The 12,213-nt window shown below is 68.1% G+C and carries 12 protein-coding genes; 9 read left to right on the top strand and 3 right to left on the bottom strand.

All coding sequences use genetic code 11. The features are described from left to right. Positions 1–150: 150 nt before the first annotated feature. The 5 genes from AB4Z48_RS15695 (at position 151) to AB4Z48_RS15675 (ending at position 4,162) form a co-directional block, all read left to right on the top strand. Positions 151–1,707 carry a protein adenylyltransferase SelO gene (locus AB4Z48_RS15695; protein WP_441615464.1) on the top strand — a complete coding sequence of 519 codons (1,557 nt, stop codon included), beginning with the start codon at positions 151–153 and terminating at the stop codon, positions 1,705–1,707. 166 nt (positions 1,708–1,873) lie between these two features. After that, complete coding sequence (gene msrB, locus AB4Z48_RS15690; protein WP_441615462.1) at positions 1,874–2,320, top strand: peptide-methionine (R)-S-oxide reductase MsrB; 447 nt, start codon at positions 1,874–1,876, stop codon at positions 2,318–2,320. A gap of 70 nt (positions 2,321–2,390) precedes the next feature. Then, complete coding sequence (locus tag AB4Z48_RS15685) at positions 2,391–2,930, top strand: septation protein A (protein WP_441615460.1); 540 nt, start codon at positions 2,391–2,393, stop codon at positions 2,928–2,930. Between the two features lie 118 nt (positions 2,931–3,048). Continuing rightward, positions 3,049–3,363, top strand: coding sequence for a BolA family protein (locus tag AB4Z48_RS15680; RefSeq protein ID WP_441615459.1), 315 nt, complete (start codon positions 3,049–3,051; stop codon positions 3,361–3,363). Between the two features lie 4 nt (positions 3,364–3,367). Continuing rightward, on the top strand, positions 3,368–4,162 hold the full coding sequence (locus AB4Z48_RS15675; RefSeq protein WP_441615457.1) for a peptidylprolyl isomerase: 795 nt from the start codon (positions 3,368–3,370) through the stop codon (positions 4,160–4,162). A gap of 146 nt (positions 4,163–4,308) precedes the next feature. On the opposite strand, the gene AB4Z48_RS15670 is transcribed toward AB4Z48_RS15675, so the two are convergent. Beyond that, positions 4,309–4,992: a TetR/AcrR family transcriptional regulator gene (locus AB4Z48_RS15670; protein ID WP_441615455.1), complete on the bottom strand. Its 684-nt coding sequence runs from the start codon at positions 4,990–4,992 to the stop codon at positions 4,309–4,311. 117 nt (positions 4,993–5,109) lie between these two features. On the opposite strand from AB4Z48_RS15670, the gene AB4Z48_RS15665 reads away from it, so the two are divergent. Further along, positions 5,110–6,750: an isovaleryl-CoA dehydrogenase gene (locus AB4Z48_RS15665; protein ID WP_441615454.1), complete on the top strand. Its 1,641-nt coding sequence runs from the start codon at positions 5,110–5,112 to the stop codon at positions 6,748–6,750. A gap of 37 nt (positions 6,751–6,787) precedes the next feature. Here the strand turns inward: AB4Z48_RS15665 and AB4Z48_RS15660 are convergent, their stop codons facing one another. After that, positions 6,788–8,011 (bottom strand): HD-GYP domain-containing protein, encoded by a 1,224-nt coding sequence (locus AB4Z48_RS15660; protein ID WP_441615452.1) that lies wholly within the window; start codon positions 8,009–8,011, stop codon positions 6,788–6,790. A 347-nt stretch (positions 8,012–8,358) separates the two neighbouring features. Here AB4Z48_RS15660 and AB4Z48_RS15655 point away from each other — a divergent pair, with 347 nt between their 5' ends. Further along, positions 8,359–8,652, top strand: a complete 294-nt coding sequence (locus tag AB4Z48_RS15655; RefSeq protein ID WP_441615450.1) for a putative quinol monooxygenase — start codon at positions 8,359–8,361, stop codon at positions 8,650–8,652. A 30-nt stretch (positions 8,653–8,682) separates the two neighbouring features. On the opposite strand, the gene prpR is transcribed toward AB4Z48_RS15655, so the two are convergent. Then, complete coding sequence (prpR, locus tag AB4Z48_RS15650) at positions 8,683–10,695, bottom strand: propionate catabolism operon regulatory protein PrpR (protein ID WP_441615448.1); 2,013 nt, start codon at positions 10,693–10,695, stop codon at positions 8,683–8,685. 296 nt (positions 10,696–10,991) lie between these two features. On the opposite strand from prpR, the gene prpB reads away from it, so the two are divergent. Together prpB and AB4Z48_RS15640 are read left to right on the top strand one after the other, a co-directional pair. Next, positions 10,992–11,900, top strand: coding sequence for a methylisocitrate lyase (gene prpB, locus AB4Z48_RS15645; protein WP_441615446.1), 909 nt, complete (start codon positions 10,992–10,994; stop codon positions 11,898–11,900). Positions 11,901–11,986: 86 nt separating this feature from the next. Next, positions 11,987–12,213: citrate/2-methylcitrate synthase (locus AB4Z48_RS15640; RefSeq protein ID WP_441615444.1), on the top strand; the 227-nt coding region annotated here is incomplete at its 3' end.

Genomic DNA, 12,213 nt, shown 5'->3' with positions numbered 1-12,213 from the left:
ATGTTGCACCTCAACATGTCGTTTTCCCTAGCCTGCAAGCGCACTTGCGGGAAATTCGGCCAGCCGGCGCTGCACCGCCCAGCCACTCACAACGAAGCCCCCGTGAACTCTCCCGAGCCAAACGCCGCCCCCCCCTCCCTGTCCGAAACGATGCCGGACGGAACCAGCGCCGCGCCAGCCGACGCGGCCGTCCCGCAGGTGCCATTCACGACGGCGACGGGCTTCGCGGAGCTGGGCCCGCGCTTCTTCACCCGGCTCGCGCCCACGCCGCTGCCCTCGCCTTACCTGGTAAGCGTATCGCCGTCCTCGGCGGCGCTGCTGGGCTGGGACGCGCATGCCGCAACGCAGCGTAACTTCATCGAAACTTTTGCGGGAAATCAGGTCCCGGACTGGGCCGATCCCCTCGCCAGCGTCTATTCGGGGCACCAGTTCGGGGTCTGGGCCGGCCAGCTCGGCGACGGCCGGGCGATCCGCCTGGCCGAGGCGCGCACCGCCACCGGCCCGATGGAAATCCAGCTCAAGGGCGCCGGCATGACGCCGTATTCGCGCATGGCCGACGGCCGCGCGGTGCTGCGCTCGTCCATCCGCGAATACCTGTGCTCCGAGGCCATGGCCGCGCTCGGCATTCCGACCACGCGCGCCATGTGCATCGTCGGCTCGGACGCCCCGGTACGGCGCGAAACCATGGAGACCTCAGCCGTAGTGACACGCCTGGCGCCAACCTTTGTCCGTTTTGGCCATTTCGAGCATTTCGCTGCGCGCGAGGACACCAGCGCGCTGCGCCAGCTGGCGGATTTCGTCATCGACCGATTCATGCCCGAATGCCGCGAGGACAAGCAGCCCTACCAGGCGCTGCTGCGCGAGGTGTCGCTGCGCACCGCCGAGCTGATGGCGCAATGGCAGGCGGTCGGCTTCTGCCACGGCGTGATGAATACCGACAATATGTCGATCCTCGGCCTGACCATCGACTACGGCCCCTTCGGCTTCCTCGACGCCTTCGACGCCAACCATATCTGCAACCACACGGACACGCAGGGCCGCTACGCCTACAGCCAGCAGCCGCAGGTGGCGTTCTGGAACCTGCATTGCCTGGCCCAGGCGCTGCTGCCGCTGTGGCGCGAGGGCGACGGCAAGGGCGAAGAAGGCAAGGCAGCGAGCGAGGCCGCGGTCGAAGCCGCGCGCGCCGCGCTCGATCCCTTCCGTGAGCGCTATGCCACCGCCTTCTTCCAGCGCTACCGCGACAAGCTCGGCCTGCGGCCCACGGGCGGGCGCGACGAGGAGGACGAGCCGCTGCTGAGCGAGCTGTTCCAGCTGCTGCATGCGCAACGCGTGGACTACACCTTGTTCTGGCGCAACCTCGCCCGCATATCGTCTGCGGACGGCAGCCGCGATGCACCGGTACGCGACCTGTTCCTGGACCGCGCGGCATGGGATGCCTGGGCCGGCACGTACCGCGCCCGGCTGCGCGCCGAACAGTCCGACGATGCGGCGCGCGCCGCGGGCATGCTGGCGGTGAACCCGAAGTACGTGCTGCGCAACCACCTGGCGGAAACCGCCATCCAGCGCGCGCGGGAGAAGGATTTCACCGAGGTGGACCGCCTGCTGGACGTGCTCTCGCGACCCTTTGACGAGCAGCCGGAGGCCGAAGGCTACGCCGCGCTGCCGCCGGACTGGGCCGCGGGACTGGAAGTGAGCTGTTCGTCGTGAGCCCCCCCGGCAGGCAGGTACGCGGCGCGCCGCGATCACCCCGCCCGCAGGCACGACTGTAAGGATCGCGTGCCGGAAACGACCAAGTAGACCCAATGCTCCGGGCGGCGCACGCCAGGCAATGCAGCCTCTCGCGCCACCCGGCCAACCAGAAAGGAAGCCGAGCATGACCACGCAGAAAACCGACGCCGAGTGGCGCGCGCAACTCTCCGACATCGAATACCGCGTCGCCCGCGAAGCGGCCACCGAGCGGCCCTTCACCGGCCGCTACTGGGACCACTGGGACCGCGGCACCTACCGCTGCATCGGCTGCGGCACGCCGCTGTTCGAGGCCAGCACCAAGTTCGACGCCGGCTGTGGCTGGCCCAGCTACTTCCGTCCGATCAACGGCGAGGTGATCGACGAGCACACCGACCGCTCGCATGGCATGCTGCGCGTGGAGGTCCGCTGCAAGGAATGCGGCAGCCATCTGGGCCATGTCTTCGAAGATGGCCCCGCGCCCACCGGTTTGCGCTACTGCATCAACTCGGCTGCGCTAAAATTCGACGAGCGCGACCCTGCCGATTTCGAGGCGGGTGACGCCGCGCCGACATCGCCCGACACGCCGCGCTAAGGCCGAACCGCCCGCGCGGCGGTTCGCCGCCAACCCAGCCCCGACCTTTGCGTCGATCTATCCTGTCCGCATGAAATTCCTGTTCGACCTGTTTCCGGTCATCCTGTTCTTCGTCGCCTTCAAGTTCGCGGGCATCTATACCGCCACCGGGGTGGCCATCGTCGCCACGGTGGTGCAGATCGGCTGGGTCTGGCTGCGCCACCGCAAGGTCGAGCCGATGCAATGGATCAGCCTGGCGATCATCTCGGTGTTCGGCGGCGCCACGCTGCTGCTGCACAACGAGACTTTCATCAAGTGGAAGCCCACCGTGCTGTACTGGCTCTTCGCCGCCACGCTGACGTTGTCGGCGCTGCTGTGGCGCAAGAACCTGATCCGCGCCATGCTGGGCAAGCAGGTCAGCATGCCGGACAACGCCTGGGGCAAGCTCAACGCCGCCTGGGCCGCTTTCTTCGCCGTGATGGGCGTGGTCAACCTCTATGTGGCCTACCAGTTCTCCACCGACGCCTGGGTCAACTTCAAGCTGTTCGGCAGCATGGGCCTGATGCTGGTGTTCATCCTGGCGCAAAGCGTCTGGCTGTCGCGCCACATGCAGGAAACCCCCTCCGAATAAGGCGCCGGGCTCACCGGATTCACCGACTACACCGCGGGTGCGCTGCAAGCGCAGTGCGCCCGCCGGGCTCCATCCTCCGGCCCTGCGCCGGGGCCGATCCCACCACAGAGACCCCAAGATGGCCGCCGATCCCGCACATATCGAGGCGCTGCTGCGCGCAGCCCTTTCCCCCACCAGCGTCGCCGTGCGCGACGACAGCGCGCTGCATGCCGGCCACGCCGGCGCCGCATCCGGCGGCGGTCACTACCATGTGACCATCGTCAGCTCCCGGTTTGCCGGCAGCACACGCGTAGCGCGTCACCGCATGGTGTATGATGCGCTGCGCGAACTGTTCCCCACGCAAATTCACGCGCTGGCTGTCACCGCGCTGACCGAACAAGAACTTGAATCCCGCGAATCGTCCCGCGATTCCTCGAGCAACTCTCAGACCTGATTCCATGAAGACCACCGTCCTCTCGTTCAGCCTGGCGGCTGTGCTTGCCGCTGGCAGCTTGCCCGCCCTGGCCCAGAACGCCGCCGTCGTGAATGGCAAGGCGATCCCCTCGGCGAAGCTGGACAAGCTCATCGCCGGCACCGGCCAGCCGCCCAATGCCGAGTTGCGCGACCGCGCCCGCAACATGCTGATCGACCGTGAGCTGCTGCTGCAGGAAGCCAACAAGCGCGGCCTGACCCAGCGCGACGACCTGCAGGAACAACTGGAGCAGGCCAAGCTGAACGTGCTGGCCGGCGCGGTGTTCGAGGACTACGTCAAGACCCACGGCGCCAGCGACGAAGAGCTGCGCAAGCAGTACGACAAGATCAAGTCCCAGTTCGGCAGCGGCAAGGAATACCACGCCCGCCACATCCTGGTGGAAAAGGAAGCCGACGCGCGCGCCATCATCGCCAAGATCAAGGCCGGCGCCAAGTTCGAAGACCTGGCCAAGGCCTCGTCCAAGGACCCGGGCTCCGCGGCCAATGGCGGCGATCTCGACTGGGCCAACAGCAGCAGCTACGTGCCGGAATTCTCGGCCGCGATGACCGCGCTGAAGAAGGGCCAGATGACCGACACCCCGGTCAAGACCCAGTTTGGCTGGCACATCATCCAGCTCGACGACGTGCGCGACGCCAAGGTCCCCACGTTCGAGGAAGTCAAGCCGCAGCTCACGCAGATGCTGATGGGCGACCAGAACTGGCAGCGCGAGCAGTTCCAGGCCATGATGAAGGCGCTGAAGGAAAAGGCGAAGATCCAGTAAGCGGATCCGGCCTCGATGCAGCAGGGAAACCGGTGCCGATGGCACCGGTTTTCATTTAGGCGACGGGTTGCCGTTGGACCTGCCGTGGCCGGCTTCCCTCTCCCGTGCGCGGAAGGGGCGCGGCGCGAAGGGCGTGACAGCCGCCGTCATTGCGAATGGCCTCGGCGCACCGGGCCGGCTTCGTCCGGTTCGAACGGCGCCTCGCCCAAGGTAGCCAGGTACCCCTGCGCCGCGCCGCGCAGGCGCCGCGTCAGCCGCGGGAAATCGATTTCCTCCCCTTCCTCGATGCATGCATGCGCGATAAGGCCGTAGACGATGGCCTGCAGCGTCACCGAGGCTTCCTCGACCACCGCCGCCGGCGGCGCGTCGGCCGCGCCCAGCAGCGCCCTGCTCCACAGCGCAACGAAGCGCCGGTACATCTTCCGGTACGCCGCGCGCCCCGAATGATGCCGCTCCAGCAGGTAGATCGGCCCCCAGCGCTCGGGCGTCTCGCGGTGATGCGCCACGTTGACGGCAATCAGCGCATCCACCAGGGCTGCCATCGGTTCGCCGCGGCGCTGCGCCAGGCAGGCGTCCATGGCCAGCACGATGCGCTTGGCGCGCAGGTGCAGGCAGACCTGCGCCAGTTCCTCCTTGCTGCCGAAGTATTCGTAGAACGTGCCCAGGCCCACGCCAGCCAGGTCGACGATGGCGCGGATGGTCACCTGCGCGTAGTCGTGCGCCGCCAAAAGCCGAACAAAGGCTTCCTGGATGGCCAGCGAGGTCTGCCATGAGCGTGACTGCACCGGCCTGCGGCGGGGCTTCGCCGGGTCTTTGCGCTGCGGGTTCATGCTGCTCCGAAAGCCGAACATGCTGGCTGGGCATTGTATCTAGAATGGCCTTTCCAACGTAGCCCGGCGCGCCGGCATGCCTGGCCGCGCAACGCGAGACAGCAAGGAGACGCCACGATGAACTGGACCACCCACACCATCACCAACCAGGTGCCGGAGCTCAAGGACTACAACCTGTACACCAGCGACGCCGGCATCCGCCGCGCCGTGGAACGCGCCGGCGCCGGCTGGAGCGGCGCCGAGCTTGCGCGCCAGGGCGCGCTGCTCGGCGCGCAGGAAACCCTGCGCCATGCCGAGGACGCCAACCGCCACCATCCCGAGCTGCACACGCATTCGCGCGCCGGCGAGCGGATCGACCAGGTGCGTTTCCACCCCGCGTGGCACGCCATGATGGCCATCGCGCGCGCCAGCGGCCTGGCCAACCTGCCCTTCGCCGACGCGCGTCCGTCGGCATGGACGTCGTATGGCGCGGCGCTCTACATGCACAGCCAGATCGAATCCGGCTCGCTCTGCCCCACCAACATGACACAGGCCTGCATCCCCGTGCTGCGCAAGGAGCCGGGCCTGTTCGCCGAGCTCGGGGACAAGCTGCTGACCCAGGCCTACGACCCGCGCGACGTGCCGATCGCGCACAAGCCATCGATCAACGTGGGCATGGGAATGACCGAGAAGCAAGGCGGCTCCGACGTGCGTGCCAACACCACGCGCGCGATCGCGGTGCGCGGCGAGGGCCGCGGCGCCGAATACCGCATCACCGGCCACAAGTGGTTTTTCTCGTCGCCGATGTCGGATGCGCACCTGGTGCTGGCCAACACCGAGGCCGGCTCGTCGTGCTTCTTCGTGCCGCGCTGGCTTCCGGACGGCAGCAAGAACGCCATCGAGATCCAGCGTCTCAAGGACAAGGTCGGCAACCGCTCCAATTCGAGCAGCGAGGTGGAGTTCCGCGACGCCTGGGGCGTGATGGTGGGCGACGAAGGCCGCGGCATCCCGACCATCCTGGAGATGGCCACCTACAGCCGGCTGAACTGCGCGCTGTCGAGCGCGGGCTTCCTGCGCCAGGCGCTGGTGCAGTCGCTGCACTACGCGCGGCACCGCAGCGCGTTCGGCAAGCCGCTGGTGCGCCAGCCGCTGATGGCGCGCGTGCTGGCCGACATGGCGCTCGAAGCCGAAGCCGCGATGCTGCTCGCAATGGACCTGGCCACCGCGTTCGAGGCCACCGACGACGCCGACCGGCTGGCCTGGCGCCGCATCCTCACGCCCGCCGCCAAGTTCTGGATCTGCAAGCGCGCGGTGGAGGTTACCGGCGAAGCGATGGAGGTCTTCGGCGGCAACGGCTACGTGGAGGACGGCCCGATGGGCCGGCTGTTCCGCGACGCGCCGGTCAATTCGATCTGGGAAGGCTCGGGCAACGTGATGTGCCTTGACGTCCTGCGCGCCATCGGCCGCAATCCCGACGACTATCTGCGCGTGCTGGCGCGCCTGGAGGCCGTGGGTGCCGGCGAGCCCCGCATCCTGGCCTGCGTGGCCGGCCTGCGCGAGGCACTGCGCCTGCCGGAGCAGGCGCAGCAGGCGGAGGCGCGGCGCACCACCACGCGCCTGGTGCTGGCCGCGCAGGCCTGCCTGATGCTCGAGCACGCCGACGCGGCCTGCGCGCGCGCCTTCCTCGACAGCCGCTTCGATCCCGAATGGGGCGCGGTGATGGGCATCAGCGCGGGCGGCGATGCCGCGCGGATCCTGGAGATGGCCTGGGCGGGCTGACGGCCCGCGGCCATGGCGGCGCCGCTCGGACCGCTGCTCAGGCCGCCGCGCAGAGCTCCAGCAGCTGCTCGTCGCGCAGGCCCCACCGGGCAGGGTCCTCGAAGCCGACGATGGCGTCCTCCGTCTCGCGCAGGTCCAGCGTCTGCGGCGCGAGGTGCGCGGCGTCGGTGACCGAGTAGAAGACCTTCACGCGCGGGCGCAGCGGCTCGTTGTCGTGCTGCGCGAACACCACCGCCAGCCGCCCGGAGCGCAGGCGCAGCACGGTGCCCAGCGGGTAGATGCCGATCGAGCGCGTGAAAGCCTGGAACACGGTGCGGTCGAACAAGGTGTCCACCCGCACTGCCATGTACTCCAGCGCCCGCGCCGGTGACCACGCCTCGTGGCCGGGCCGGTCCGAGGTCAGCGAGTCATAGGTGTCGCATACCCCGGCGATCTTGGCATGCACGCTGATCTCGCTGGCGCGCAGGCCGAAGGGATAGCCGCGCCCGTCGATCCGCTCGTGATGGTGGATGCAGACGTCGAGCGGGATATTGCTGTAGAGCCTGGCCTCGTTGAGGATGCGATAGCCGACGGAGGGATGGCGCTGCACCACCTCCATCTCGGCCGCGCTCAGCGGGCCGTTCCGGTGCAGGACCTTGGCCGGAATCGCGACCTTGCCGATATCGTGCACCAGCCCCGCCAGGCCGAGTTGCTGCACGGTGCCGTTGTCCAGCCCGAGCGTGCGCCCGAGCGCGATCATCAGGACGCAGACCGCGAAGGAATGCAGGTAGGTGTAGTCGTCGCGCACCTTCAGGCGTGCCAGTGCGATCAGCGCCTGCGAATGGCGGGTCAGCGAGTTGGAGACCGAGTCGACCAGCAGCAAGGCACCTTCGACCTCCAGCGCGCGGCCCATGCGCGCGTCGGTAAACATCGACCCGACCACCGCCTTGCCGTTGCGCATCACGTCACGCGCCAGCCCCAGCTCCACCTCCAGCGGCACGCCCGAATGGGGCACCGCGCCCTGCGGCTCGTCGGCCACGGGATTCACGGTCAGCGAACCGGTCGCCGCCTGCGGCACCGGCGGCGCCGGCGGCGCGATGCCCTTGCCCTTGAGCAGGTCGATCCACACCTCCTCGACCGTCGAGGCGACCATCTGGTCGATCTGTTCCTGGCTGGTCACCGGGAAGCGCGAACGCCAGAACGGGTGCTCGATCCATGGCCCGCCCACCCTGGCCACGAACATGCCGACTTGAAGCTGTTTGGTCTTGATGCGTTTCAGCATGCCAGCTCTCCGGGTGCAGAGTGAATGGGGCGTGGCAGCTTAACGGCGGAACGCGGGAGAACTTTAGGGCGGTTCAGGGCGGTTCAGGGCGGAATATGCCGCTCGGGACGCGTGGCCTCGCCGCTCGGGCGACCGTGGCTTCACCGCCCCGGAACCGTGTGCCTCCGAAGGCCCGTCTCCATTCCAGGTTCGCGCGCAGAGCGGGCGCGCGGTTGCCGGATCGCCAGAACCACAACCGCACCCTCTGTCAACCACCGGGGAAATATCCGGCCCCGCCCCTCAGGCTTTCCGTCCGGGCAGCACGCGCAAAGCTACAATACGCCGCTACCCGCTTCGCCCGTCACACCATGCCCAGAACGTACACGCTCGTCGGTATCGCTCGCGCCAAGTCCCAGCACCGTGAGGTCCTGGGCGCCAAGCTCGACGCACTGCGCACGCGCGGTGCCATGGAGCCGGGATGCCTGCGATACCACGTGGGCGAGGACGCCGAGGACACCGAAGTGTTCGTGCTCTATATGGAGTGGAATTCCCGGCACGCGCTGGAATCCCACCTCAACAGCGAATATGTTCGTGACTTCCACGCCACACGACAGGATTTCCTCGAAGGCGACATCCAGCTTCGCTGGCTGAACGCCGCCTAGCCGCGGCGCGCCCCTCAAGCGGCCACCGGCCTACTTTCCGTCGTCCTTCAGGCGCCGCCACAAAGTGGTGGCGCTGATCCCCAGGGCATGGCACGCCGCGGCACGGTTGCCGCCGCACTGCGCCAGCACGCGCCGGATATGCTCGGCCTGGCTGGCGCGCGCCACGCCCGCCAGGGACTGGCCATTCTCCCCATCTTTGGCGCTACCCCAGGCCACCGGCGCGCTTTCGCCCTGCGGCGGCGGCCCGGCCTCGGGCGCCGCACCGAACAATTCCGGCGCGGCGGCCTGCAATTCGGCCAGCAAGTCGCGTGGCGCCAGCCTGCGGCCCACCACCAGCACCGCAATGCGCTCGGTCACGTTCTCCARCTCGCGGATATTGCCCGGCCAGCCGTAGCCCGACAGCCTTTCCCGTACCGCCTGTGGCAGAGGCTGGGGCTGCGCATGGCCCAGACGCTCCTGGGCGCGCCGGTACAGCAGTTCGGCCAGCTCCGGCAGGTCGCCGGCGCGCTCGCGCAGCGGTGGCATCTCGATGCGAAGGATATTGAGGCGGTAGTACAGGTCCTGGCGGAAGCTGCCTTGCCGCACCAGCGCGCCCAGGTCGCGGTGCGTCGCGGCGATGACCCGCACATTGACCGGCACCGAGTCGAGCCCGCCGATCGGCAACACCTGCTTTTCCTGCAGTACGCGCAGCAGCCGGGTCTGCAGTGCCGGCGGCATGTCGCCGACCTCATCGAGGAACAGCGTGCCATTGTGGGCAGACTCGAACAGGCCGGCCTTGCCGCCGCGGCGCGCGCCGGTGAAGGCACCTTCCTCGTAGCCGAACAGTTCACTTTCCAGCAGGGCTTCCGGAAATGCCGCGCAATTGACGGCCACGAAAGGAAAGACCCGGCGCGGGCTGGCGTCGTGCATGCCCTGCGCCAGCACTTCCTTGCCGGTGCCGCTTTCGCCACCCACCAGGACGGTGGAATCCACTGCCGCGTAGCGCCGCGCCAGTTCCCGCAGGTGATGCATGGCAGGCGAAGCGCCGGCGAGGTCGTCGAGGCTGTAGCGCACGCCCGCCGGCCGGGCGCGGCTGCGCGAACGCAGGTTGCGGTCGACCCGGTGGATGGCATTGGCATCCTGCAGCGTCAGAACCGCGCCGGCGGTGCCGGCGTCGGTGACGATGGGTATGCGGTTGACCACCACCATCTTGTCGCCGAGCTTGTGGATCGCCTCGAGTTCCTTGTTGCCGCTCTGCATGACATTGTCCAGCGACAGCGCGGGCGCCAGCGTCTGCAGCTTGCGGCCCAGCGCGGCCGGCGGGGCAATGCCGAGAAAGCGCTCCATGGCCGGGTTGTAGGTCTGGATGCGCCCTTCCGCATCGACCGCCGCCACGCCCTCGTTGAGGTGCGCCAGGATGGTGTTGACGTAGTCGCGCCGGCTGGACTCGATGCGCCGCAGCCGGGCTGCCTCGATGGCATCCTCCAGCGCGCCGCGCACCGAGACGCCGGAATAGAGGAACACGCCGATCAGGCCGATGCGGTCGGCCAGGTCGGTCACCATCCCGGGCCCCACCACCACCTGCACCCCTTCCTGCTTGAGCGCCTTCACGCGGGCCGCGGCGTCGTCCTCGGTCAGGTAGGTGTAGGCCGGGATCGACAGCGAGAAGGTCCGCACGAACTCGTCCACCTCGGGATAGGTCGCGGCGTGGGTCACCAGCGCCACACGGGGGGAAATGCGGCGCGCGGTCGAGAGCGCGCTCATCACGTCGAACCCCGTCACCTTGACCAGCACCACCGGCACGTCCACGTGCTGGCGCAGGTAGGCGCCGTTCGAGCCAGCCGCCACCACGGCATCGAGCCGCCCCTCGCGCGCCTCCCGCGCAATCGCGCTGGCAGCCGCGGCGTAGCCCTTGCCGAGGATGCGGAATTCCGCCTGGGCGGCGTAGCCCGGGATCAGGTCGGCAAAGGCGCGCGACAGGCGGCTGATGCCGATCGCCCAGATGCGCGGGCGTCCGGTGCCGGCGGCAGGCAGGTTGACGGGAGTGGTCAGGGCGTTACTCATATCGGCGCGATTGAGGGAAACTTGGGCGAGGATGGGTCAGGCGGACTAATCTTTGAATTGTGCGCGCCGACGGATTGCATTTCAATATTGAAATGCAATCTTTCATTTCAGAAATAGAAATGACATGCCGATAGCGCCTCAATCCTTGGGCGCGAAATGCCATGGACGGCGCCATCCCAGGCGAATCAAGGGCTTGCCGGCGCCAGCCGAGGCCGCCCGGCGGCTTGCGCGGGACCGCCGGGCCCGCTGGCACACCCCTTGCGCTATACAGCCCGTCCACCTCACAAGCCAAGATCATGACCTTCTCGACATCCGACCTCGCCCGCTCCGCCGGCGCCCGTTTCCGCCAGGCCCTGGCCGATGAGCATCCCCTGCAGGTCATTGGCACCATCAACGCCAACCATGCGCTGCTGGCCAAGCGCGCCGGCTACCGCGCGATCTACCTGTCGGGCGGCGGCGTGGCCGCGGGCTCGCTGGGCCTGCCCGATCTGGGCATCTCCAACCTGGATGATGTCCTGACCGATGTCCGCCGCATCACCGACGTGTGTGACGTGCCGCTGCTGGTGGACGTGGACACCGGCTTCGGCGCCTCGGCCTTCAATGTGGCGCGCACCACCAAGTCGCTGATCAAGTTCGGCGCCGGCGCGATGCATATCGAAGACCAGGTCGGCGCCAAGCGCTGCGGCCACCGCCCAGGCAAGGAAATCGTCTCGCAGGACGAGATGGCCGACCGCATCAAGGCGGCCGTGGATGCGCGCACCGACGAGAACTTCGTCATCATGGCGCGCACCGACGCGCTCGCCGTGGAAGGCCTGGACAAGGCCATCGAACGCGCCGTGGCCTGCGTGGAAGCCGGCGCCGACGCGATCTTCCCGGAAGCCATGACCGACCTCGACATGTACCGCAAGTTCGTCGACGCGGTGAAGGTGCCGGTGCTGGCCAACATCACTGAATTCGGCGCCACGCCGCTCTTCACCACCGACGAACTGGGCAGCGCCGGCGTGTCGATGGTGTTGTACCCGCTGTCGGCCTTCCGCGCCATGAACAAGGCCGCCGAGAACGTCTACACGTCGATCCGCCGCGACGGCACGCAGAAGAACGTGGTCGATACCATGCAGACACGCGCCGAACTGTATGAGAGCATCGGCTACCACGCCTTCGAGCAGAAGCTCGACGCCCTGTTCGCCCAGGGCAAGTCCAAGTAAGGACGCGGCAGCCACGCGGCTGCCGCCGCCATCACAAGCCAAGTCAATACAAGTCAGACAGCACAGCATTCCAAAGGAGACCCCACATGTCCGAAGCGCAACCGCTCGCCACCCCGAAGCCGAAGAAATCCGTCGCCCTGTCGGGCGTTGCCGCCGGCAATACCGCGCTCTGCACGGTCGGCCGCACCGGCAACGACCTGCACTACCGCGGCTACGACATCCTCGACATCGCCGAGACCTGCGAATTCGAGGAGATCGCCCACCTGCTGGTGCACGGCAAGCTCCCCACCCGCGCCGAACTCAAGGCCTACAA

It is taken from the genome of Cupriavidus sp. 2TAF22 (assembly GCF_052115045.1).
In the GTDB taxonomy this organism is placed as follows: Bacteria; Pseudomonadota; Gammaproteobacteria; order Burkholderiales; family Burkholderiaceae; genus Cupriavidus.
This window is presented reverse-complemented; position numbering and strand designations above follow the sequence as displayed.